The organism is Duncaniella sp., assembly GCF_029054785.1.
Taxonomy (GTDB): domain Bacteria; phylum Bacteroidota; class Bacteroidia; order Bacteroidales; family Muribaculaceae; genus Duncaniella.
Map to the genome: position 1 here is coordinate 18,375 of NZ_JAIDEN010000023.1, position 23,824 is coordinate 42,198.

General features: G+C 50.8%; 25 protein-coding genes. 17 read left to right on the forward strand and 8 right to left on the reverse strand.

Going from position 1 to position 23,824, the window contains the following annotated elements; translation table 11 throughout:
- Positions 1-58: 58 nt before the first annotated feature.
- The 3 genes from K2H17_RS00995 to K2H17_RS01005 form a co-directional block, all read right to left on the reverse strand.
- Positions 59-1,507 carry an alanine/glycine:cation symporter family protein gene (locus K2H17_RS00995; protein ID WP_300130336.1) on the reverse strand — a complete coding sequence of 483 codons (1,449 nt, stop codon included), beginning with the start codon at positions 1,505-1,507 and terminating at the stop codon, positions 59-61.
- A 213-nt stretch (positions 1,508-1,720) separates the two neighbouring features.
- Positions 1,721-3,472, reverse strand: a complete 1,752-nt coding sequence (locus K2H17_RS01000) for a phospho-sugar mutase (RefSeq protein WP_300130339.1) — start codon at positions 3,470-3,472, stop codon at positions 1,721-1,723.
- Positions 3,473-3,745: 273 nt separating this feature from the next.
- The gene (locus K2H17_RS01005) at positions 3,746-3,913 is read right to left on the reverse strand and encodes a hypothetical protein (RefSeq protein WP_300130341.1); all 168 of its coding nucleotides are present in this window, start codon (positions 3,911-3,913) and stop codon (positions 3,746-3,748) included.
- Positions 3,914-4,596: 683 nt separating this feature from the next.
- Here K2H17_RS01005 and K2H17_RS01010 point away from each other — a divergent pair.
- The 16 genes from K2H17_RS01010 to K2H17_RS01085 all read left to right on the forward strand — a co-directional run bounded on the left by K2H17_RS01010 (position 4,597) and on the right by K2H17_RS01085 (position 18,415).
- Positions 4,597-4,947, forward strand: coding sequence for a Cys-Xaa-Xaa-Xaa repeat radical SAM target protein (locus K2H17_RS01010; RefSeq protein WP_300130342.1), 351 nt, complete (start codon positions 4,597-4,599; stop codon positions 4,945-4,947).
- 27 nt (positions 4,948-4,974) lie between these two features.
- Complete coding sequence (locus tag K2H17_RS01015; RefSeq protein ID WP_300130344.1) at positions 4,975-6,201, forward strand: radical SAM peptide maturase, CXXX-repeat target family; 1,227 nt, start codon at positions 4,975-4,977, stop codon at positions 6,199-6,201.
- Between the two features lie 75 nt (positions 6,202-6,276).
- The gene (locus tag K2H17_RS01020; protein ID WP_300130345.1) at positions 6,277-7,233 is read left to right on the forward strand and encodes a CXXX repeat peptide maturase; all 957 of its coding nucleotides are present in this window, start codon (positions 6,277-6,279) and stop codon (positions 7,231-7,233) included.
- Positions 7,234-7,246: 13 nt separating this feature from the next.
- Positions 7,247-7,522, forward strand: coding sequence for a CXXX repeat peptide modification system protein (locus K2H17_RS01025; RefSeq protein ID WP_300130348.1), 276 nt, complete (start codon positions 7,247-7,249; stop codon positions 7,520-7,522).
- Between the two features lie 20 nt (positions 7,523-7,542).
- Positions 7,543-7,776: a twin-arginine translocase TatA/TatE family subunit gene (locus K2H17_RS01030; RefSeq protein ID WP_300130351.1), complete on the forward strand. Its 234-nt coding sequence runs from the start codon at positions 7,543-7,545 to the stop codon at positions 7,774-7,776.
- Positions 7,773-8,651: a twin-arginine translocase subunit TatC gene (gene tatC, locus K2H17_RS01035; RefSeq protein WP_300130354.1), complete on the forward strand. Its 879-nt coding sequence runs from the start codon at positions 7,773-7,775 to the stop codon at positions 8,649-8,651. The genes K2H17_RS01030 and tatC overlap by 4 nt, the downstream gene beginning before the upstream one ends.
- Before the next feature lie 140 nt (positions 8,652-8,791).
- Positions 8,792-10,552, forward strand: a complete 1,761-nt coding sequence (aspS, locus tag K2H17_RS01040) for an aspartate--tRNA ligase (protein ID WP_300130356.1) — start codon at positions 8,792-8,794, stop codon at positions 10,550-10,552.
- Between the two features lie 5 nt (positions 10,553-10,557).
- Positions 10,558-11,361, forward strand: a complete 804-nt coding sequence (locus K2H17_RS01045; protein ID WP_300130360.1) for a Nif3-like dinuclear metal center hexameric protein — start codon at positions 10,558-10,560, stop codon at positions 11,359-11,361.
- 26 nt (positions 11,362-11,387) lie between these two features.
- Entirely contained in the window at positions 11,388-12,161 is a 774-nt protein-coding gene (locus tag K2H17_RS01050; protein WP_300130361.1) for a C4-type zinc ribbon domain-containing protein, read from the forward strand.
- A 51-nt stretch (positions 12,162-12,212) separates the two neighbouring features.
- The gene (locus tag K2H17_RS01055) at positions 12,213-12,779 is read left to right on the forward strand and encodes a peptidylprolyl isomerase (protein ID WP_300130363.1); all 567 of its coding nucleotides are present in this window, start codon (positions 12,213-12,215) and stop codon (positions 12,777-12,779) included.
- Positions 12,780-12,876: 97 nt separating this feature from the next.
- Positions 12,877-13,443, forward strand: coding sequence for an elongation factor P (efp, locus tag K2H17_RS01060; protein ID WP_107032834.1), 567 nt, complete (start codon positions 12,877-12,879; stop codon positions 13,441-13,443).
- Positions 13,444-13,580: 137 nt separating this feature from the next.
- Positions 13,581-14,774, forward strand: coding sequence for an FprA family A-type flavoprotein (locus K2H17_RS01065; protein ID WP_300130367.1), 1,194 nt, complete (start codon positions 13,581-13,583; stop codon positions 14,772-14,774).
- A 24-nt stretch (positions 14,775-14,798) separates the two neighbouring features.
- Positions 14,799-15,392, forward strand: coding sequence for a uracil-DNA glycosylase family protein (locus K2H17_RS01070; protein ID WP_300130368.1), 594 nt, complete (start codon positions 14,799-14,801; stop codon positions 15,390-15,392).
- A 136-nt stretch (positions 15,393-15,528) separates the two neighbouring features.
- Positions 15,529-16,167, forward strand: a complete 639-nt coding sequence (locus tag K2H17_RS01075) for a DedA family protein (RefSeq protein ID WP_300130389.1) — start codon at positions 15,529-15,531, stop codon at positions 16,165-16,167.
- A gap of 122 nt (positions 16,168-16,289) precedes the next feature.
- Positions 16,290-16,958 carry a ribulose-phosphate 3-epimerase gene (gene rpe, locus K2H17_RS01080; protein WP_300130370.1) on the forward strand — a complete coding sequence of 223 codons (669 nt, stop codon included), beginning with the start codon at positions 16,290-16,292 and terminating at the stop codon, positions 16,956-16,958.
- Positions 16,959-17,182: 224 nt separating this feature from the next.
- The gene (locus K2H17_RS01085; protein ID WP_300130372.1) at positions 17,183-18,415 is read left to right on the forward strand and encodes an S-adenosylmethionine:tRNA ribosyltransferase-isomerase; all 1,233 of its coding nucleotides are present in this window, start codon (positions 17,183-17,185) and stop codon (positions 18,413-18,415) included.
- Here K2H17_RS01085 and K2H17_RS01090 read toward each other — a convergent pair.
- Complete coding sequence (locus tag K2H17_RS01090; RefSeq protein ID WP_300130376.1) at positions 18,386-18,892, reverse strand: hypothetical protein; 507 nt, start codon at positions 18,890-18,892, stop codon at positions 18,386-18,388. The two genes, K2H17_RS01085 and K2H17_RS01090, sit on opposite strands and share 30 nt — an antisense overlap.
- A 144-nt stretch (positions 18,893-19,036) precedes the next feature.
- On the opposite strand from K2H17_RS01090, the gene K2H17_RS01095 reads away from it, so the two are divergent.
- Entirely contained in the window at positions 19,037-19,435 is a 399-nt protein-coding gene (locus tag K2H17_RS01095; RefSeq protein ID WP_300130378.1) for an FKBP-type peptidyl-prolyl cis-trans isomerase, read from the forward strand.
- A gap of 325 nt (positions 19,436-19,760) precedes the next feature.
- Here the strand turns inward: K2H17_RS01095 and K2H17_RS01100 are convergent, their stop codons facing one another.
- From K2H17_RS01100 to K2H17_RS01115, 4 genes are all read right to left on the reverse strand, one after another.
- Positions 19,761-20,168 (reverse strand): hypothetical protein, encoded by a 408-nt coding sequence (locus K2H17_RS01100; RefSeq protein ID WP_300130381.1) that lies wholly within the window; start codon positions 20,166-20,168, stop codon positions 19,761-19,763.
- Positions 20,169-20,177: 9 nt separating this feature from the next.
- Positions 20,178-21,170, reverse strand: coding sequence for a hypothetical protein (locus K2H17_RS01105; protein ID WP_300130383.1), 993 nt, complete (start codon positions 21,168-21,170; stop codon positions 20,178-20,180).
- Positions 21,171-21,521: 351 nt separating this feature from the next.
- Entirely contained in the window at positions 21,522-21,905 is a 384-nt protein-coding gene (locus K2H17_RS01110; RefSeq protein ID WP_300130385.1) for a hypothetical protein, read from the reverse strand.
- A 280-nt stretch (positions 21,906-22,185) separates the two neighbouring features.
- Positions 22,186-23,824, reverse strand: a 1,639-nt coding sequence (locus K2H17_RS01115) for a hypothetical protein (protein ID WP_300130388.1), incomplete at its 5' end; no start/stop codon positions are given.

The window sequence follows — 23,824 nt, forward strand, 5'->3', positions numbered from 1 at the left end:
ACGGGTTAATGATTTATACAATAAATAAAGGTGTCCGTCAGGACACCGATTTACCATCTTACTCCCAACACTCCGTCTCGTCGGCGATTTCCGGAATGGTCGACGAATGGTAGACCGGATCCTTCCCGGCACGTTTCTGTGCCTGATAATCCCTGAGCAGACGGATCGCATATTTACCGAGCAAAATGATAGCCGCAAGATTGCAGAGAGTCATCAGAGCCATAGTGATATCAGCGAAACCCCACACAAGATCAAGCGAAACCACCGCCCCGGCATAGACAATAGCCCCGACAAGAAGACGATAGACCTTGATCGCCAGGTCACTGTTGCGGATAAAACGGATATTGGTCTCACCGTAGTAATAATTGGCGATGATGCTTGTGAACGCGAAAAAGAAAATTGCGATGCTCACGAAAATCGACCCGTAGCGATGGCCCCCGCCAAGTCCGGCATCAATTGCATGCTGCGTCAGGACGATACCGTCATGACCCTCCTCGAAAATACCGCTGCAAAGGATGATAAAAGCCGTCGCGGTGCAGACCAGCAGAGTATCCGTGTAGACACCGAGCGTCTGGATCAGCCCCTGCTTCACCGGATGGCTCACCGAAGCCGTAGCCGCAGCGTTGGGAGTTGAACCTTCGCCCGCCTCATTGCTGAAGAGACCGCGTTTGATCCCCATGACCATTGCCGCACCCACCGTTCCGCCTAAAACCTCATTGGCGCCGAAGGCATTGCTGACAATCAGCATCAGGATTTCAGGGAAGCGGCCGATGTTGATCGCAATGATCACCACGGCAAGCACAATGTAAGCTATGGCCATAACCGGAACCACAACCTCGCTTACGCGCGAGATGCGCTGCACGCCGCCCCAGATGATGGCGAGAGTCAGCAGGCAGAGTCCCCAGGCCGTTGCCTCGCGCGGGATGGCAAACGATGAGGCCAGGGCATCGGAAATCGTGTTGGACTGCACCGAATTGAAGGCAAAACCGAATGTAAGGGTGATCAGCACGGCAAACGTAACGGCCCACCAGCGCTTGTGAAGCCCCTTCTGAATGTAATATGCAGGGCCTCCCATGAACGATTTGTCGCCCTTGACCTTGAACAGCTGTGCGAGGGTCGACTCCACGAATGCGCTTGCCGCTCCAAGAATTGCTATCACCCACATCCAGAACACAGCGCCGGGACCTCCTAAAGCTATCGCCGAGGCCACTCCGGCGAGATTCCCGGTGCCTACGCGCGAGGCGATTGACAGGGCAAAGGCCTGAAAAGAGCTGATATTGCCGTGGGCCGGGGCATCGTTCTTGCGCCGGTCGTTGTCTTTCTTGCCTGAGCGGACGAGCAGCCTGAGCATCTCGCCGATCATACGGAACTGGACTCCGCGCGTCATGACGGTGAAAAAGATCGCGGCGGCCAGTAGGACAAATACCAGCACATAGTCCGTCAGCACACCGCTGACGGCATTGACAATATTCTGGAGCACAGAGCTGAAACCTGAGGTCGTGGTCATGGACAAACAGAAAGGTAATTTGGTGGGGGATTGGGCAGGAGCTTAATAGGGTGGTTAGAGATTGTTTTAAACAACCTCTTGAATAAAGAAAGAGGGGCACCCGATGCATTGATAACGGAAATGAACTATGGATGGTTTGGTTCCGTTGCCGTTTTGCATCAGATGCCCTCTGTATCACCTGCATTGCAGGTTGAGGATTGCATTATTCATTCATCATGCGATGCCGAGATCCTTCTTCAGGGCCTCGATCTTTTCTTCGGCGAGTTTGCCGCACTTGTCGTAGTCCTCGACCTTCTCCATCGGAACCTTGACTTCCATGTAGAACTTGATCTTGGGTTCTGTTCCGGAAGGACGTACAGAAACCTTCGAGCCGTCTTCAGTGAAATACTGGAGCACGTTTGAAGTGCAGGGGAAGTCGAGTTTCTCGGTAGTGTTGGTGTCGACGTTGATGAGGTTGAGTGAGCCGTAGTCCTTGATGGTCTTGACGGGGCTGCCTGCAAGAGTCTTGGGCGGATTCTCGCGGAAGCTCTTCATCATGGCCTGGATCTCTTCGGCACCGGTCTTGCCCGGACGGACGACAGACACGCCTACTTCGTGGCTGAAACCATATTTCAGATAGATGTCGGCAAGCATGGCCTGGAAGTCCATGCCCTTGTCCTTGGCCCATGCGCAGGCTTCGGCCATCAGTGAGATAGCTGAGACAGCGTCCTTGTCGCGGCAGAAAGTCTCGGCCAGGAAGCCGTAGCTCTCTTCGCCGCCGCCGAGGTAGCGGAGCACGTCCTCATTGTCGCGCATAACGGCAGCGATCCATTTGAAGCCGGTGTAGCAGTCGAACAGACGGACATTCATCGCCTCGCAGATTGCCTTGATGGTCTCGGTGGTCACGATTGTCTTCACGGCAAATTCGTTGCCCTTGAGCAGACCGAGTTCCTTGTTGCGGGTGATGATGTAGTTCAGGAGGATCATCACGATCTGGTTGCCGTTGAGCAGCACATATTCGCCGCTGTTGTCGCGGATCACACAGCCGATACGGTCAGCGTCAGGGTCGGAAGCCATGACGATGTCGGCGTTGACCTCCTTGGCCTTCTCGATGGCCATAGCCATTGCCGAAGGAACTTCGGGGTTGGGCGATTCGACGGTGGGGAAGTCGCCGCTCGGAACGTCCTGTTCCGGAACGTGGATGATGTTGGTGAAGCCGTAGTTGCGGAGTGAATCCGGAATCAGCTCTACGCCTGTGCCGTGGATCGGAGTGTAGACGATCTTCAGATCCTTATGGCGTTCGATCACGTCGGGGCTGAGTGACAGTTCCTTGATCTTGTCGAGATACACCTTGTCCACATCGGCGCCGATGATCTGGATCTTCGACTTGTCGCCGTCAAACTTGATCTCCTTGACGCTCTTGATGCGGTTGACATGGTCGATGATGTTGACGTCGTGGGGAGCGATGATCTGCGCGCCGTCTTCCCAGTAAGCCTTGTAGCCGTTGTAGATCTTCGGGTTGTGTGAGGCAGTGATGTTCACACCGCTCTGGCAACCGAAGTGGCGGATGGCGAACGAAAGTTCCGGGGTGGGGCGGAAGCTGTCAAAAAGATATACCTTGATACCGTTTGCAGAGAAAATATCGGCAACGATCTCGGCGAACTTGCGCGAGTTGTTGCGCACGTCATGGCCGACAGCCACGCTGATTTCGGGCAGATCCTTGAAAGCCTCTTTCAGATAGTTGGCCAGGCCCTGGGTCGCAGCGCCGACAGTATAGATGTTCATTCGGTTAGAGCCTGCACCCATGATGCCGCGCAGACCGCCTGTGCCGAATTCAAGATCCTTGTAGAAAGATTCGATTAGTTCTGTCTTATCCTCAGCGTCAAGCATTCGCTGAACCTCCTGACGTGTTTCTTCGTCATAACCGTCACCCAGCCATACTTGAGCTTTGGCTGTGACTTCTTTAAGCAGTTGTTCGTTTTCCATATTAATTATAGGGGAAAGTATAAATGATTTTTCATGTTGGCGGCACTGCGGAAAGGCCGCATTTGCCGGACAGATAGTTTTTCTATGGTGATAAGGCAAATTTACGGCCTTTTACGGAAATAACAAAGAAAACGCGTCAAAAATGTTAAAACCTGCTATAAAATAGGTTAATAGTCCTTTATCCCCACCCGCACACCCGCAGTCATCCCGCTTGTTCCGCACCTACGTGTTTTTTTTGCTGCGATGATTTGAGATGAGCGATAAGTTCCGCACCTACGTGTTTTTTTGCTGCGATGATTTGAGATGGACGATGAGTTTCGCACCTACGGCGCTCTTGGTGGTGGAGATGGCTTTAGGGATACCACAGCTGCGGACTCCTCTGGAGCCCTTGCAGTGGCCTGAACTCTCCTGACCGCTACGCGGCCAGCCTGACCCTACCATCTCGGAACGGGACTTTCCAGGCAAGCCGCGTGGGGGTTGGAGGAGCTCAGGACCTCAAAGCCCTCCCGAAACGGGACTTTCCAGGCGAGCCGCGTAGCGGCGGGGCGAATCCAGGCCACTGCAAGGGCTCCAGAGGAGTCCGCAGCTGTGGTATCATAGCATCCCCACAATAACAAGAGCGCCGTAGGTGCGAAACATTCACCATCCCGCCATATTGCTTTAATTATCCACCTTGTCAATCCCGCTGAAAATCAGAAATATTTTCTCCGCCCTATTGCCGAAATGAAAAATACTCCATATCTTTGCCAACGCATATCGTCCGCAGAAGCCCGATATGGGTCACGTGGGCGGGAATGCAAAAGACATAATTGAAAAGCGTTTATCCGCGCTGATTCTTGACGTTCAGAAATTCTCGCAAAATTTCATAATAAAGTCAAGGATTGAGCAACGGTAGATGCCCGTGGATGTGTAATATCCTGCATCCGGCATCGTATTCCGAGAGGAATATGGCCGGGGCATTTATTGCATATACAAGCGTGGGCTTCTGCGTTGCCGTCCGACTTTATTAGGGCAATGCGAGAAGCCTCTGAACGTAGGACGGTAACAGATACAGACTCCTACGCTTTTTTTGTATGAACCAATCAGCCCGAATACGGGGAGCTTATAGGGCTTGATTAAAAATCATGAAACAAAACAAAAACGAAGAACTTCAGTCAAGACGCCAGTTCTTCAAGAATGCCGCCAAGGGTGCGTTGCCTATCCTCGGCGCTATCGCATTGGCTAATATGCCTATTATTGCTAAAGCAATGCCAAAAGGATATAATAAGAATTGCAATGATTGTAGTGGAGGCTGCGTAGGTGGTTGTGGCGGATACTGTTCTAATGATTGTACTGCTGGATGTACAGGTCAATGCTTGGGCTGTACAGGAGGGTGTACTGGATATTGTACAGGCTGTGTGAATTATTGTTCAGATTCATGTCTTAACTTCTGCCATAATGGCTGCAAGGGAACTGCTAAAAATCCTTGGGATTAATAAATCCTTTTAGCAATTAAATATGTTATGGCCAAAATTCATAATCGAGCGGTACAGTGGAAAGACGGAAGTGCAAAGAATATAACATTCATTGTGACAAAAGATTGTCAACTTGCCTGCAAATATTGTTACCTTGTAGGAAAGAATGAAAAAGAGCGGATGCCATTTGATGTTGCCAAACAAGCGATTGACTATATTTTGGCTCATGAGGATGATGTTTTGTTCTCTACTCATTCGGTGATCTTTGATTTTATAGGTGGCGAACCATTCCTTGAGATCGAATTGATAGATCGAATTTGTGATTATATAAAATTCGAATTGTTTAGGCTTAATCATCATTGGTTTGACTCTTATCGTTTTTCATTTTCAACGAATGGCATAAACTATGATTCCGAAGCAGTCCAGAAATTTATTGCTAAGAATTATGATCATCTCTCCATTGGCATTACAATTGACGGAACAAAGAAAAAACATGATCTTAACCGAATTTGGAAGAGCGATGGCCCGGAAAGAGGAAGTTATGATTCTGTTGTAAAGAATATTCCCTTGTGGCTTTCCCAGTTCCCTGTCGGAGGAACAAAGGTTACAATCAGTTCTGCCGATATTTCATATATCAAAGAATCGGTTCTTCACCTTTATTCACTTGGAATACATGAGGTGAACATAAATGTTGTCTTTGAGAATGTTTGGAAAGAGGGTGACGATATTCTCTTTGAAAATCAGCTGATAGAATTGGCTGACGCAATTATAGATAGCGATTTGTATGAAGATTATGCTTGCTCATTTTTTGCAGAACATATAGGCAAGCCGTTGGATAAAGTTCTTGAAAATCAGAATTGGTGTGGCGCAGGACGTATGTTATCTATTGATGCCGCAGGTAATTTTTATCCGTGCACTCGTTTTGCTGCCTATTCTCTTCGCGAAAAGAAGCCTATTATAATTGGAAACGTCAATGATGGCATTGATAAAAATAAATTGCGTCCGTTTTTGACCCTTGACCGACTCATTCAGTCTCCGCAAGAATGTATTGACTGTGATGTGGCGAGCGGATGTGCATGGTGTCAGGGAGAAAACTACGATGCCGCTGACACTCCAACAGTTTTCCAGCGTTCGACTGCTATATGCAAGATGCACAAAGCGCGTGTCAGAGCCAATAATTATTATTGGAATAAACTCTATCGAAAACTGGAAAAAGAAAATTGCGTGGATGAATTTCGAGAAAATAAAAGGCCTGATATTAATCAGCCATGCTGAATCCGGTATAAGCTGAAACTTTGTTGGAAGTCGTTTTTTTGAACGAATTTATTTGTCTATTTTTGAGAGTCGCTTATGATTAAATATCTCATTATACAGCTTGATGACACATCTGTCTCTTATTGCCATTACTCCAATCCCTCGTCAAAGTCTCGGCTTATCCCGCTTGAGACACTGAAAAGTGGAATTGAATGGGGCATGAAAGAGAATGTCACATTTCAGTTCTTATTCCCGGACTATGAGCTGCCACAGGAGTACAAGGATATAATCGAAACGGTCTATCATGCCTCTATAATGCCGTATGGACGTCGTGATGAAGTTGAAAAATCTGATTCCGACGTAATTGTCATTTCAGATTTGAAAAAGTTGGAACTTATTGCTGATAAGACTGATACCGCTTATGTGGTCAGAGGAAAACTGTCAGATCTGATTGACGCAGTTGAGAAGATCAAAGGTCTGATCGAAAAAGTTAATCGTGTAACAGTAATTCCGACAGATGTAGAAAAATATAATGATTCGCTTAATGAGGTATATGGTAGATTTCTTGATGACTTGGCGGGATGTGTAAAGGAAGAATATACGAAAAATCATTATGTACAGTTCAATCTGTTGACTGATCGGATTATTCTTGATAAAATGAACAACTGCAATGCCGGTTATGAATCCATATCGCTTTGTCCTGATGGCAAATTTTATCTATGTCCGGCTTTTTATTTTGACGGAGATGGCTTTTCAGTCGGAGATATTGAAATCGGATTGGATATAAAGAACCGACATCTTTATAAACTTGAATATGCCCCTATTTGTCGGACATGTGATAGCTGGCAGTGCAAACGTTGTGTTTGGCTTAACCGCAAGATGACTCTTGAGGTCAATACGCCGAGTCACGAACAGTGTGTCATGGCTCATATTGAACGTAATGCTTCGCGCTTACTTCTTGCTAATATTCGGGAAATAGGACAGTTCCTACCCGGAAAAGAAATTCCCGAACTTACTTATCTTGATCCATTTGACAAATTTGCAAACAATTAAAACGAATAAAACGATGAAAAAAGCAGTAGGTCGTGTGACGGAAGCCGAACGCGATGAAATCCAATCACTTTTTGAGCGCCGCAACGGTCTTAATGAACTCGCCAAAATTTTAACAGCCGATAATACCGAACTATATGAACATCTTGTCCTGGATCTTGGTGTGACAAGTAACCGATTTCAGAATTGGTGGGCCTCAACTTCCGCCAAATACAATTGGGAGAGCGCAGAAAATGGAAATTGGGAAATTAATTTTGACGATTGTACAATCTATTTGATAACTCCGGAATAAAATTATATATGGTAATATGTATGATCGGCACGACTGAGATTATTCTGATCAGCGCCGTTATTCTCCTGATTTTTGGAGGAAAGAAGTTGCCTGAGCTCATGAAAGGAATGGGCAAAGGCGTGAAAAGCTTTAAGGAAGGCATGAATGAGCCGACCGAGGAGGAGATGAACCGTCGTGTCGAAGAAGAGATTCAGCGACGTGCCGATGCTCAACAGAATCAGCATCCGGCTGAAAACTTGGAGCCTGAAAAGTGAGCCAGTCGGAAATTGCCAATGGACTTCTGACATTCGGAGGTCATCTTGACATTCTGCGCAAGATGCTTTTCCGGATTCTATGTGTGGTTATAATCCTGGCATGTGTCATCTTTTGCTTCAAAACGGAGACATTCGCCATCCTCCTTGCACCGCACAACTGTGACTTCTGCACATTCCGCACAATCGAATCGCTTTTACAGCATTTGGGGTGGGACTTTCACTTTGCGGAATATCACATTCCACTCATAAGCACCGAACTGTCGGCTCAGTTTATGACCCATATAACGGTGTCGTGCCTCCTTGCCGCTTTGCTTGCCTCTCCGTATATCTTGTTCGAACTTTTCCGGTTCGTCTCTCCCGCTCTGTATGAAAGTGAAAAGCGGTATTCCTATCTCGTGGCAGGAGTCATCTACCTCTTCTTCATCCTTGGCCTACTGATGAGCTATTTCGTGCTGTTCCCGATCTCATTCCAGTTTTTGGCCACCTATCAGGTCGATGAAGAAATCGTAAGCACCATCACCCTCGATTCCTATATCTCCACGTTTACGACGTTGACATTCCTTATGGGGATCGTATTCCAGTTGCCCGTCTTCGCTTTTGTCCTTGGCAAGATGGGTTTTATCGGAGCTGTGACTTTGCGACAATATCGCTCATATGCGTTTGTCCTGATCATGATAATCGCGGCGATCATCACTCCTCCTGACCTTTTTACCCTCATTTTGGTCACAATTCCGATCTATGCCCTCTATGAACTGAGCATTATCGTCCTTGCAAAGTGGGGGCCTGTATTTGATGGAGATGAAGCTGCCGGGGACGAAGACATGGCAACAGATGAAGAGGACGGAAACATTGAAGAACCTGAAACGTGGGCATAACACTTCCCCTCCTGCAATTTTTTTTGATTTTCTATGCGATTCTTTGTAATTTTGCACCTTTGAAGCTGAGGGCTTGCGTCTTGGGCAATGTCTGATGCAGATTTTTAACCGGATTAAATCAAAAACCATATCAGGTTCTTATGTATAGAACGAAAACATGCGGAGAACTCCGCCTCAGTGATGCCGGACAGGAAGTTACCCTCGCCGGCTGGGTGCAGCGCGCCCGAAAAATGGGTGGCATGACCTTTGTGGACGTGCGTGACCGCTACGGTATTACCCAGGTGGTGTTTAATGTCGAGAACGACGCAGCTCTCTGCGAGGCCGCCAATCATCTCGGTCGTGAATTCGTGGTGCAGATCACCGGCAATGTAGCCGAACGCACCAGCAAGAATCCCAACCTCCCGACCGGCGACATCGAGATCATCGCCTCTGAGCTCAAGGTGCTCAACCGAAGCGAAGTGCCCCCGTTCACCATCGAGGACGAAACCGACGGCGGCGACGATCTGCGCATGAAATACCGCTATCTTGACCTGCGCCGCAACTGCGTCCGCGCCAATCTCGAACTGCGCCACCGCATGGCTTTCGAAATCCGCCGCTATCTCGACTCGAAGGGCTTCCTCGAAGTGGAGACTCCGGTGCTGATCAAGTCGACTCCGGAAGGCGCACGTGACTTCGTGGTCCCCTCGCGCATGAATCCCGGCGAGTTCTATGCTCTGCCCCAGTCTCCCCAGACCTTCAAGCAGCTCCTGATGGTCAGCGGATTCGACCGCTACTTCCAGATCGTAAAATGTTTCCGTGACGAAGACCTCCGTGCCGACCGTCAGCCTGAATTCACCCAGATCGACTGTGAAATGTCGTTTGTCAATCAGGAAGACGTTCTCCAGATGTTCGAAGGCCTCGTCAAACACATATTTAAATATGTAAAGGACATCGACTTCACCGAACCCTTCCCCCGCATGACATGGGCCGACGCAATGCGTCTCTACGGTTCCGACAAGCCCGACACCCGTTTCGGCATGGAATTTGTCGAGATCAAGGACCTGACCGGAGGCAAAGGCTTCGCCGTGCTCGACGATGCCGAATATGTCGGCGCCATCGTGGCTCCCGGCTGCGCGGACTACACCCGCAAGCAGCTTGACCAGCTGACCGACTTCGTGAAGCGTCCGCAGATCGGCGCCAAGGGGCTGATGTGGGTCAAGCTCGAAGCTGACGGCTCGATCAAATCCTCAGTATCCAAATTCTACACCGAAGACGATCTCCGCGCCTGGGCCGACCGTGCAGGCGCCAAGGCAGGCGACCTCATGCTCATTCTCGCCGGCCAGACAATGAAGACCCGCAAGCAGCTCTGCGAACTGCGTCTTGAGATGGGCTCGCGTTTGGGCCTGCGCGATCCGCAGAACTTCTCCTGTCTCTGGGTTGTCGACTTCCCCCTCTTCGAATGGGACGAAGAGACCCAGCGCTACTATGCGATGCACCATCCCTTCACATCGCCCAACCCCGAAGACATCCATCTGCTCGACAGCGACACCGGCGCAGTCCGTGCAACTGCCTATGACATGGTTGTCAACGGCAACGAACTCGGCGGCGGCTCGATCCGTATCCACGAAGCCGAACTTCAGGACAAGATGTTCCGTCTGCTCGGTCTCACCGAAGAGGACGCCCAGTATAAATTCGGCTTCCTGATGAACGCCTTCAAGTACGGCGCACCCCCTCACGGAGGTCTCGCATTCGGTTTCGACCGCTTTGTCAGCATCCTCGCCGGTCTCGACTCGATCCGCGACGTCATCGCCTTCCCCAAGAACAACTCAGGTCGCGACATGATGATCGACGCCCCCGCTGCCATCGACGATTCGCAGCTCGACGAACTCAGCATCCGTCTCGATCTCAAAGAAAAGGAATAAGGCCCATGACAGAGCCGAAAATCTGTGAAATAACAGAGTGCATCGAAGCCTTTGCCCCGCGCTCGCTTCAGGAAAAGTGGGACAACACCGGCTGGCAGTTGCGCCCTGCATCCGAGTTGAACAGCTGCACGGGAGTCATGTTCTGTCTTGACGTGACCCCGGCGGTTGTCGACGAAGCCGTCAGGGAAGGCTGCAACCTCATTGTCTCCCACCATCCTCTGCTGTTCCACGGACTGAAACAGATTTCGCCAGACAGGCCCAACCAGCTTGCCCTGCTCAAGGCCATCCGCCACGGGATCTACATCTACTCCTCCCACACGGCCCTCGACAACGCCCCGGCAGGAGTCTCCCACCGCCTCGGAGAGATGTTGGGCCTGATGGATATTCAGGTCCTCTCGCCGCGTCAGGCCGATCCCTCGACCGGACTCGGAGTGATCGGCGACTTCCACTGCGCGCTTCCGGAAGACGACTTCCTCAGGCGCGTCAAGGAGGTCTACCGGGCCGAATCGATCCGAGTGTCAGACCCTGACAGAGCCTCGCGGGGGGTGCAGAATGTGGCTCTTTGCAGCGGATCGGGCGGAGAATTCATCCCCGACGCCATTGCCGCGGGAGCCGACGCCTACATCACCTCCGATGTCCGTTATCACGACTTTGTCGATTTCGGACACGACATACTGATAGTTGATGTCGGCCATTTCGAGAGCGAAATCTGCACTAAGTCAATTTTTTCGGCCATTGTTTCAGAAAAATTTCCTAACTTTGCAGTCCGGCAGTCATGTGCCGAGCACAACCCTGTGCGCTACGTCTGAAAAATAAAAAATCCACATATACCAATATGGCGATAGAGCAAAATAAAACCGACCAGACCCTTTCTGTTGAGCAGCGTCTTCGCGCTCTTTATGAACTTCAGACCATCCTTTCGGAGATCGACCGCATCAAGACCATCCGCGGCGAGCTTCCTGAGGAAGTCCGCGACCTGGAGGACAACATCGAGGGCCTTCACACCCGTGTCGATAAATTCAAAGCCGAGATCGAGGAACTCCGCCTCAAATCGGCCAAGGAGAAAAACAACATCGAGCAGGCTCAGGCACAGATTGCCACCTACAAGCAGCAGCTCGACAATGTCCGCAACAATCGCGAGTTTGATCTGTTATCTAAAGAGATTGAATATCAGACCCTCGAAATTCAGCTCTCCGAGAAGCGCATCAACCAGTTTGCCCGCGAGATCGACAACAAGAATGCCGATATTGCCGCCGCAGAGGAAACCCTCGCCGACCGCAATCACATCCTTGCCGACAAGCGTCAGCAGCTTGAGGAGATCGTCTCTGAAACCAAGAAGGACGAAGAGCGTCTGCGTCTCCAGGCCAAGGAACTCGAACCCAAGATCGACGCCCGCACACTCACAGCCTTCAAGCGTATCCGCAAGAACGCCCGCAACGGTCTTGGAGTGGTCTACATCCAGCGCAACGCCTGTGGCGGCTGCTTCAACCGCATCCCGCCCCAGAAGCAGATGGAGATCAAGATGCACAAGAAAATCATCGTCTGCGAATACTGCGGACGTATCATGATCGACCCCGATCTCGCCGGTGTCACTGAAGGAGAAGCCTGAATCTCTCAGGAGCTGATCTGAAGTTGAACCGACTAAACAAAACTGAAAATTATGGAAAAGATTCTCCCCGGCAAATATGTCGAAATAAGCTACGATCTCTTTGAGGTCGCTCCCGACGGCACTGAAACACTCGTTCATAATGTCACCGAAGATGAGCCCGAACGCTTCATTTTCGGTGTGACCAAAGGCATGATCCTTCCTTTGGAACGCGCTCTCGATGGTCTCGAACAAGGCCGTGAATTCGACGTTCCCGTCAATGCCGGCGAGGGTTTCCCCTATAACCCCGACGACGTGGCCGAGCTCAGCAAGAGCATCTTCATGGTCGACGGAAAATTCGACGCCGAGACAATCTGCGAAGGCGCCTATATCCCGATGATGACAGCCGACGGCTTTCGCATCACCGGAAAAGTCAAGAAAGTCACCGCCGAACATGTCATCATGGACTTCAACCATCCCCTCGTAGGCAAAGACCTCCGTTTCAAGGGCAAGGTGGTCACTGTCCGTGACGCGACTCCCGAAGAGCTGCACCCCAGCTGCGGAGGCGGCTGCTGCGGCGGTTGCGGCGACAACGGCTGCGGAGGCGACGATGCCTGCGGCTGTGACGGCTGTGGCAAGTAAGCGACTCACCTGAGAGCCGCCTGCCCCGCAAGCCACTGACAGACTCTCTTCTCCACTTACATTCTGATTAATAATCTCAACACCATTACCACAATTCATGGCAACAACTGCTGACTTTAAAAACGGTATGTGCCTCGACATCGACGGCAACTACTTTTTCATCGTTGAATTCCTTCATGTAAAGCCCGGCAAAGGCCCCGCTTTCGTCCGCACAAAACTTAAGAACGTAAAGACCGGCCGAGTTCTCGACAAGACCTGGAACTCAGGTGTGAAGGTCAACGAAGTGCGCATCGAGCGTCGCCCCTACCAGTATCTCTACAAGGATGACATGGGCTACAACTTCATGCACACCGAAACTTTCGAGCAGGTAGCCCTCCCCGGCGAAAGCATCGACGGAGTGCAGTTCCTCAAGGAAGGTGACATCTGCGAAGCTATGGTTCACGCAGCTTCCGAGACCATCCTCACTTGCGAGATGCCCACCAGCGTAGTGCTCGAAATCACCTACACCGAACCCGGCATCAAGGGTGACACCGCAACCAACACCCTCAAGCCTGCAACTCTCGAAACAGGCGCTGAGATCCGTGTGCCCCTCTTCTGCAACATCGGTGACAAGGTGCGTGTCGACACCCGCGACGGTTCATACGTTGAACGTATCAAGGAATAATATTCCGGTCAGTCAGATACGGCTGACACCCCATAACACATAACAATGGCGAGCCGTGGGAAACGAATTCCTTCGGCTCGTCATGCTTTTTGAAGGTACATTTTGAAACACACCTCTGAGGTAAAAGAAAGCAAGACATGAACATCAAACATATTTGCGACGGAATCCATTATGTCGGCGTCAATGACCGCACAACCCATCGCTTCGAGGCTCTCTGGCCTCTGCCCGACGGCGTAAGTTATAATTCATATATTGTCAGGGGCAGCGAGAAGACAGCCTTGATCGACGGCGTCGAGATCAGCGCCTGTGACCGTCTGCGCGAAAACATCAACGCGGCCATCGGAGTAGATGCTCCTGACTATCTGGTCATCAACCACATGGAGCCTGACCACTCAGGATCCGTCAAAGTGCTGCGCAGCATGTTTCCCGATATGGTGATCGTCGGAAATGCCAAGACTCTTGAAATGGTGAAGGGCTTCTATGGCATCGAGGACAATCTGCTGAAGATCGCCGACGGCGACAGTCTTGACCTCGGCGGCCTGACATTGAAATTTGTGATGACCCCGATGGTCCACTGGCCGGAGACCATGATGACGTATGTCCCTGAACGTGCGGTCCTTTTCGCCGGTGACGCGTTCGGATGTTTCGGCGCGCTCAACGGCGCTGTGACCGACAGCGATATGAACATCGAGCCTTACATCCCGGAAATGTACCGCTACTACTCGAACATTGTCGGGAAATACGGCATGTTCGTCCAGAAAGCCCTTGCGAAAACGTCGGCGCTGGAGATCAGCTATATCTGCCCGACCCACGGTCCTGTCTGGCACGAACACATTGACCGGATTGTTTCGATCTATGACCGCCTGAGCCGCTACGAGGGGGAAGAGGGCGTGACGATCGTCTACGGCTCGATGTATGGCAACACTGCCGAAATGGCTGAGGCGATTGCCTCACGTCTGGCGGAGAGAGGCATCAGGAATATCCGTGTGCACAACGCCTCTGTCTCGCATCTCTCTTATATCCTGAGCGACATTTTCCGTTTCAAAGGCCTTGTGATCGGCGCGCCGACATATTCCATGACACTCTTTCCGCCGGTTGAGGCCGTGATGACAGCCATAAAGACCCGTGAGCTGAAAAACCGTGTGATAGGGACTTTCGGCTCTTTCACCTGGGCCTCACAGTCGGTAAAGCGCATCAACCAACTTTTTGACGAAAGTAAACTTTATAACGACGCTGTTGTTTCAGTTGAAGCAAAGCATGCTCCCGGAGCCGAGGCCCTGGCCGAATGTGTCCGCCTTGCCGATGCGGTAGCCGACGGAGTTCTCGCGTAATCATTCACTACTCTTTCGACAACAATGGATACGAATGACAGGAAAATAGAGCGCCATCCTTTTCCTCCCTTTATTCCGGCCCAGGCCAAGGTCCTGATCATGGGGACCTTTCCGCCTAAACCGCTGCGCTGGTCGATGGAGTTCTATTACCCCAACAAGACCAACGACTTCTGGCGCGTCATGGGGATCATTTTCCATGACGATGTCAACCATTTCCGCCTCTCCGACGGCAGTTTCGACGAGGTGCGGATAAGAGCCTTTCTTGAGGAAAAGGGGATTGCTCTCCACGACACCGCCGCCGCGGTTGTGCGCCTCAAGGACAACGCCTCCGACAAGTTTCTTGAAATCGTCGAGCCGGTCTGCCTCGGAGCCTTGCTTGAACGTATGCCGGACTGCCGCTGCCTTGCCACCACCGGCGAGAAAGCCGCCGGAGTGCTTGCGTCGATAACCGGAACCCGTGTGCCGGCCATCGGCGAGTGGGTCACGGTGACATGGCCCGCCGACGGGCGCACTCTGGAGATGACCCGTATGCCATCCACTTCGCGGGCCTATCCGCTTGCTGTCGAGAAAAAGGCCGAAGCCTACCGGAAACTGTTTCTTAAGGCCGGACTCCTCTGAGCCGCGCCATTCCCCGCGCCGGTCTCGCGAAAGAATCGCATCTTAAAAATTCATAAACGTTTAAAACACCCTCTAAAAACAATTAAGCATGTTGGATCTCATTCCGCTTCTGGCACTGTTTGACCCGGCCGGTATCATGGCCGACTTTTTCCGTGCCGACCCGATGACAGTCTATCTACTTGTCCTTGGATTCATGGTCATAGAAAGCTCGTTCATTCCCTTCCCCTCGGAAGTGATTGTTCCTCCCGCAGCATATCTGGCCTGCACCAAAGGAGACGTTAACATAATCGCCGTGGTCGGTCTGGCCACTGCCGGAGCCATCATCGGCGCTCTGATCAACTATTATCTTTCGGTGTGGATAGGCCGTCCGATCGTCTATCGCTTTGCCAACAGCCGCATCGGCCACGCCTGTCTGATCGACGAAGCCAAGGTGCGTCATGCCGAGGAATATTTCGACCGCCACGGTGCGGCCTCGACCTTCATTGGCCGTCTGATTCCTGCCGTCCGTCAGCTCATTTCCATCCCCGCCGGTCTGGCGCGCATGAATGTCGGCAAGTTTGTGGTTTTCACCGGACTCGGTGCCCTGACCTGGAACATCGTGCTCGGCGCTCTGGGCTACTGGCTCGGAAAAATGGTGCCTCAGGACCAGCTCTATGCCAAGGTAGAGGAATATAACGACTATCTGACCTATGTCGGTCTGGCCATCGGTGTGGTCTGCGTCGGAATAATCCTGTGGAACGCCTTCAAACCGCGTCCCAAGGCCGACAACGCCTGAAAATCAGCTTGCCATAATGCGGATGCGTTAAAAAGCGTCCCAACCTCTAATTATGACATTGCTTATTGGAAAATAAATGTGTACTTTTGCAACCGAACAGTACCCCCAAACACCCAAAAGGAATGATTCAAGTCGCCCCCTCGCTGCTCTCAGCTGATTTCACCCGCATAGGTGAGGCTGTGGATATGGTCAATAAAAGCCGTTCGTCGCTCATCCACCTTGATGTGATGGACGGAATGTTTGTCCCTAACATCACCATCGGTTTTCCGGTGATCGAGTCGATCAGACGCATTGCCGAAAAGCCTCTGGACGTCCACATGATGGTCTGCGATCCGGGACGCTACATAGAAAACCTGCGCGCTGCCGGTGCCGACATCGTGAGTGTCCACTGGGAAGCCTGCACACATCTCGACCGTGTCATCGGCTCCATCCGTGAGGCCGGTATGAAACCCGCCGTCGCGCTCAATCCGGCAACCCCGGTGATGCTGCTGCGCGATGTCATCCGCGATCTTGACATGGTGCTGCTCATGAGCGTCAATCCGGGCTTCGGCGGCCAGAGCTTCATCCCCAACACCGTGCGCAAGGTCCGTGAGCTGCGTGAGCTGATTGAAGAAAGCGGTTCCGCGGCTGTGATCGAGATCGACGGTGGAGTCAACCTTGAGACCGCCCCTGCGCTTGTCGAGGCCGGCGCCGACATCCTTGTGGCCGGAAGCTATGTCTTCAAGGCCCCGGATCCCGCAAAAGCCATCTCAGATCTTAGAGGTTGTTTAAACACAAGAGTTAAAATCTGAGTGGTGTATCTTTTAGATAAATTGTTGTAAATGAGAAAGGAGCATAGCGAGCTATGCGACTGACGAATTTCAACAATTTAGCAAAAGAGACACCAAGGCTCAGGTAACTTTAAACAGTCTCAAACATGAAATTATTAAAAGAAAAAAATAATACCGTCGCTCAGATTTTAACTATTGTTTTTAAACAACCTCTTATAGACCAAAACCGTTGAATTGACCGATTGATGAATATACGCGATATACGAATAGAAAATTTCGACTATCCTCTCCCCGACGAACGTATTGCCAAACACCCCCTCGCACAGCGCGACAGCTGTCTGCTTCTTGTCAAGGACAGCGACGGAACTCTCTCGACACGGAGTTTCCACGAACTGCCGGGCCTGCTTCCGGCTGATTCGATGCTGGTCTACAACAACACACGTGTGATCAACGCCCGTCTGCGTTTCCGCAAGGGTGAGGCCGCCGATGGCGCTCTGATCGAAATTTTCTGTCTCGAACCGGTCGAGCCTGCCGACTATGCCTGCAACTTCGCCTCGGCCGAGTCATGCTCCTGGACCTGTTTTGTCGGCAATTCCAAGCGCTGGAAGAGCGGAGATCTTGTCATGCCCCTCGCAATCGACGGTCATGATCTGACGCTGAGGGCCACGAGGGTCAGCCGCGAGGGCAACACGTCGGTGGTCCGTTTCAGCTGGGACGATCCCGCCGTGACTTTCAGCCGCATCATCTCCGCCGTTGGCGAAATCCCGATTCCTCCTTACCTCAACCGTGGGACCGAGGAGAGCGATTCGCAGGACTATCAGACGGTCTTTTCCCACATCGACGGCTCTGTCGCAGCTCCTACCGCCGGGCTGCATTTCACCCCCGCTGTCCTCGACGGAATCGATGCTGCGGGAATTCTGCGCCGCGAGCTGACGCTCCATGTCGGCGCAGGCACCTTCCAGCCCGTCAAGTCGGACACCATCGGAGAGCATGACATGCACAGCGAGTTCATAGCCGTGGACCGTCAGCTGATCGAGGAACTTGCCTCTACCGACCGGCGCGTGATAGCCGTCGGCACCACTTCGGTGCGCACCCTCGAAAGCCTCTACCATCTCGGTTGCCGCCTTTATGCCGGACTTTCTGCCGAGACACTTCCTCAGTGGTATCCCTACGATCCGTCTCACCCCGGCCTGAGCGTGGCCGAAGCGATGAAGGCTATTCTCGGCCATCTCGATGCGACGGGCGAAAACACCTTTGTGGCATCAACGCGCCTGATGATCGCTCCGGGCTATCGCTACCGGATGGTTTCGGGAATGGTCACCAATTTCCATCAGCCGAAATCAACGCTGCTGCTGCTCGTCTCGGCCTTCCTTGCGGGCAATCCCTCCAACCCTGAATGGCGGGAGATCTATGACTACGCTCTGGCCGACAGCCGTTTCAGATTCCTGTCATACGGCGACGCCTGTCTGTTTCTTTGACGGGCGGGCCGACACCCGTGCAGCCATCCTGCGGGCCTGGCGGCGCTGCTCCTGCTCATAGCGGCGGCGCTGGCGGCGGTTCATTCTGCTGACAGGCTGCAAGTCCTCGGCAGCCTCAGGATCTGTCTTTGCGTCGGCTGACGGCGAGGCGCTCTCATCATGATTTTTCATTCTGCAAGCCGGGCCTGAAGTCCGGCTTTTGCGTGATCTGCCGCGAGCCGCCGCCGAACGTTTCATCGCACGGTCGATTTCCGGTTTCATCAGAGACAGAATCAGCATCACGTCCTTGTCGGCACAATTTTCAGGCATAGTCTGACCTGCCAGATACGAATCGATGATCTCCATCACCTCATCGGCTTTCTGAGTGCCTTTGCGGGCAATGGCGCATGACATGTAGACGCGTTCGCGCAGTTCGCCATAGAATTTTCGGGAGACGGGCAGTTGGTTCGGTTTTGCGGTCGGGAGGGTCTTTTTCATAATATCTCGGAGTGAGTGGGTGGTGGTGTGATTGTTTTTTACACTGCAAATATACGGCCCGAAAACCCCGGAAAAGTGCGATAATGCGGAGACCCGCAAATTTTTTGTAACTTTGCTCATGAATCAACCAAATTGTAGAAACTGATGGCAAAGCAGGACTATATAGATAAGAACCGTCAATGGCTCCAGGCAAAGGCCCAGGAGCCGGGTGTCAAGGCTCTCGACAAAGGTATTTTTTATAAGGTGATCTCCCGTGGAAAACCGGATGCGCCCAAACCGAACCGCAACAGCGTGGTTGTGGTCCACTATACCGGCACCACCATCAACGGCAAGAAGTTTGACAGCTCACGCGGAGGAACAGCCCCGGCCATGCGTCTGCGCGACCTGATTCAGGGCTGGATCATAGCCCTGCAACAGATGCATGTCGGTGACCGTTGGGAAATCTATCTCCCCGCCGAAATGGGCTATGGACGCTTCTCACAGCCCGGAATTCCCGGCGGCTCGACCCTCATTTTCGACATCGAACTCCTCGGCGTGGGGTGAGATCAAGGAAAGCCCGTATTATTTCGAGGGTTGCGTATCCTGAACCATCGGAGATGGTAGATTTCCGAAACCCCAGGGTGAGCGAGTGCCCGCAGGGCCGAGCGGTGCCTGGGGTAATGGCATGAAATATACGGTCCTGTCTCGTAGAGACTGTTTAGGGGAGGACGTTATCCAGCCTCTCCGAGGCAGGCATAGAGGATACGTTTCTTCCCCCAGGCACCGCTCGGCCCTGCGGGCGCTCGCTCACCCTGTGGTTTCTGAGACCAATCCTCTCCGAGGATTTTGCAGATATTGTCTCGATGGTTATGCCATAGCGCCCGTCGGGCTATGTTTTTACCCGTTTTGCGGGTATAATGAGCTTTCCTCGGCAGATTGCGGCTATGAATCCGATAAGCCATATAGCAAGGCATGCTGTGGCCGGGCGGATGAAAAGTTCATGGCCGAATGCCGAGTAATAGAGCGTCATCCCCTCGATCAGGAGCAGTGAGAGCGTGAAGAGCCGAGTGGTGCGTCCGTCAAGCAGACGGGGTCCCTTATAGTCGGTCCCTGCGGTGAATGAATGACTCCATAGAAAGAGGAACATGGACAGCCCCCAGAATACTATGGCCATTTGCAGCCAGTCTCTTAGTGCCGACGCTTCCACGCCTGACCAATGGATGAAGAGCAGGGCTATGACAAGTGTAAGATTGATGGCGTAATTGGCTGAATAGACGAATTTATATTGACGTTGCATATGTGGATTTTACATTGTTTCGAACACTCGTCCGGAGATTTTTTTCAGGATATCGCGGTCGGAGAGATAGGCGTCTGTGGAGGGGTCGATGTTGCCGACCGTTTTCCAAAGAAGACGATAGGCGCTTGAGAGGCGGACTTTGTCCTCTTTGACTGCGGTCTCGATCAGGCTGCATTCGTCGGGTGAGAAGACTGCCCGCAAGGTTTTCGGACAGAATACCTCGAATGGTTTTCCGGCAAGGAAGTCGGCGACGGTCTTGTCATCGGCCTTATAGCTGTCGGTAAGCAACTTGTTCAGCTGTTTTTCCTGCTCCGGAGTGACGATGACTGCCTTTTTCAGCAGGGCTATATAGAGGGGTACTACCGTCTCGGCCTTGGCACCGCAGACGGCATTGAAGCGGTAGTCATTTTTGAGGAACTGCAAAGCCTCGTCGTTGTCGCTGAAGCCGTAGAGGCCGCTTCCCGGCGAGAGAAATGCGCGGTTAAGACGTTCGAGATATAGGCTTGTGAAATTGGCCGTTGAGCCGAATTCGCTGACCACAAAATCGTTGAGATTGTCAAAACTCCTGTCCGGGCTGACGTAGTGTGTGCGGTTGCCGTCACGATAGGCGATGTAGCAGATCTGTTGCGGCATGAACTCCAGGAGCGGATCGGGGCAGGGATTGAAGATGAAAACGCTGTCGGCAGTGTTGAAAACTTCAGTCTGCATAGCTGAAAGCGGCAGTGGCTTCTCCATTTTTGACAACACGAAGCGCCCGTTTTCCGAAAAATCGTTGAACCAGTAGACCTGCTGCGCCTTTTTGCCCGCATCTTTGATGAAGAAACAGTCCGTGTCTCCGTCAAATTTAAAGGCGTTGCTGACAGCCGATTCGAAATCTAAAGGCGTGTAGCTCACAACAGGGATCATCTTGGCCGACTTGCGTATTTCCGCAACATTGACGTCCTGTGACATGGCGCAAAGCCCGCTCAGCGCCAATAAACTGATGGAGAGAACTGTTTTCATAATTTTGTGTTATTTGGGTTTATAAATCGTTGTCTATGTGAAGATTCACAAATGTAGAAAAAAAGTCCGTATCCGGCAAATGAAAAAAATTATGTAGGTTCTACAATTTTCGAATAAATAGTCTTGTATTCAATGAGTTATTTTTGATGTTTGGTTTTACGCCAGTTATTATATTTTGTCACTCATATTTTTCCTAATATCGGGCCGAATATACCTGCAAGTATTACAGGGATTACATACACTATTATAAATTCCATATAATAATTTTTAGAATAGACGTGAAATCCACTTACCTGCTTTTGCCGGATAGAATATAAATTTCATCAACAAGGTTTGTTATAAGTCACGAGTTTAATCAATTCCGTCCTGGCTGACATTGATTTCGGCATATTCATTGCCGAAACTGGCAATAATCCTCAGTTTCCTCCGTTTCTTCTGATCCGAAGGAGACGCGATTATATCCAGACTGGTGGAAGGATGCTTATTTTTGACTGTCAGCCAGTTGTAAGATACAGTAAGGGTGTCATTTTCATATGATTCGTAATCACTGACGAAATCGCTGCCTTTCTCTATGTGTATGCCATATATAAACTCTTTTCCGTTTGCGATAATTTTACCGCCTTCCGCAGGGAAATGCACATGTTTCGGATAACCATTCTGAACGTGCTCAAACTCGCAGGAAGAGAGCAGGCAGATGAATATGAGAATAATCGGATAAAAGATAAATTTCATCATCAAGGTTTGTTATAAGTTATTACTTTGAGTAGATGGTTAGATTGTTTGACATTGCAAATTTAGATACAATAAGGTAGGAAAGCTAAAAAAATGAGATTTTGTATTAGGCGAAGATGAACGATATGTCCTTGATTTTTAGTAAAATAAAAATGCGCCTAATTTTAAAATTAGGCGCATAGAAGTGATGCTGGTGATAAGGTGTTGAACGTTATGGGATTATGATATTTGCAAGAATGGGGATATGTGATTCGTAAAAGGCAATCTATTGTGTCATAGTTTGTTATGATATGGCTTTCAGGTATATTTCTTTGTTCGGACTGTCGGAATTGCGGAATTTTGATTTCAGGCGCTTGCGGCGGTCGTAGATTGCAGTGATTTTCTCCTCTTTGAGGAAGATGGTAATTGCAGAGTTTGAGAAGCCCAAAACTGAAAACATGAACAGCCGAAAGTCAGCATCTTTGAGTTCCGGAAACTCTTTGCGGAGGTTTACCAATATATTTTTGTGATGTCTGTTGACTATCGCGGCAAGTTCTTTGATTTTTTGTTCGTCAGAAGAAAATTGGTCGATCAGGGAAGTGACTTCTTCGGAAATCCGTCGCTTGGCGACTTTTGATGGAGCCTCGTATAAAGTACGGCAAAGATCATCGATCACTGCGAAGCGCTCGGCGAGAAGAGTTTGGATGGCAGCCTGCGACTCGGCATCATTTTTTGCAAGCAGTTCGCGGAGATTGCGCGCGATCTCAACATTATTGTTGATTATTTCCGATTTGCGTTTACGATAACGCAGCAGATATACAATCGCAATGGTGAGCAGTAAGATCGTAACAATGACAATGCAGATTGCGATGGTTCGAGTGGATTTCAGACTGGCCTCATTGATTTTACGTTCTGAAATATAAAACTCTCTCATAGAGGTTCCGAGAGATTGGGACATAACAGACCGAAGGATACTATCAGTGAAATTATTCATCTGTTGAAGCACCTTCATGGCTTGGTGCATAGAATCCATTTCCACACAGACAATATATCTTAACCAGGCATTTATCTGGTTGTCTGACGGATCGAAATTCTTTGAAAGTTCAGTTGCTTTTACGACATTTCCTACGCGCAGATTGGCAATTCCATAGTAAATGGAATCATGGCGATTGGCATAGGAGGAACTGCAAACGTCAGAAAGATATGGAACAGCTTTGTCGTAATCTCCGGAATTTATATGTGTTATACCGATAAGTCGGATCGCCTCAAAATAGAGATTTCGATCATTATATTTTGTAGCCGAGTCAATAAGTTGTTTGCACAAATCTATGGATTCCTGATATTTTTCGGCGGCTATATACGTTTTTACCAAGTCAATGATCGCATGGTTTATATGGGGCTGGCGGTTGGAGAGGCGGAAGTTTTCGAGTTCGATTTCGGCAAATTCGATCTCTTCGGCGGTATGATAGTTTTCGTGATAGATGTCGGCGATCATGCGGGCCGACATGGCGATCCAGAACTTGTCGTCGAGCCGGACTGCAAGGTCATAGGCCTTGAAAAGCGCCGTGAGGCTCCGCGGATAGTCCTTGTTGTTGAAATTCAGTTCTCCGAAATAGTGGAGCGCGAGCATGAGGCGCCGGTCATCTCCTGATTCTTCGAAATAGCTGACGGCGGTTGAGATGAGCGAGTCATCGGTCTCGGTGATGTAGCTTTTGGATCGCGCCTGAGTCAGCAGAAGGGCATAGAGGGCACGGGAGTGACGGTCGGTCAGCTCTTGCGGGGGTATATTTTCAAGCATGACAAGGGCCGAGTCGGGATGTTCGGTCATGATGCTTTCGGCCTCGCGGAGTGATTCGGCGTGGCGGGAGGCGCAGCTGTGGAGGAGGATAAGCAGAAATATGATGATAGGGAATTTGAGCATAGACGGTGGTTGCGGAGAGGGG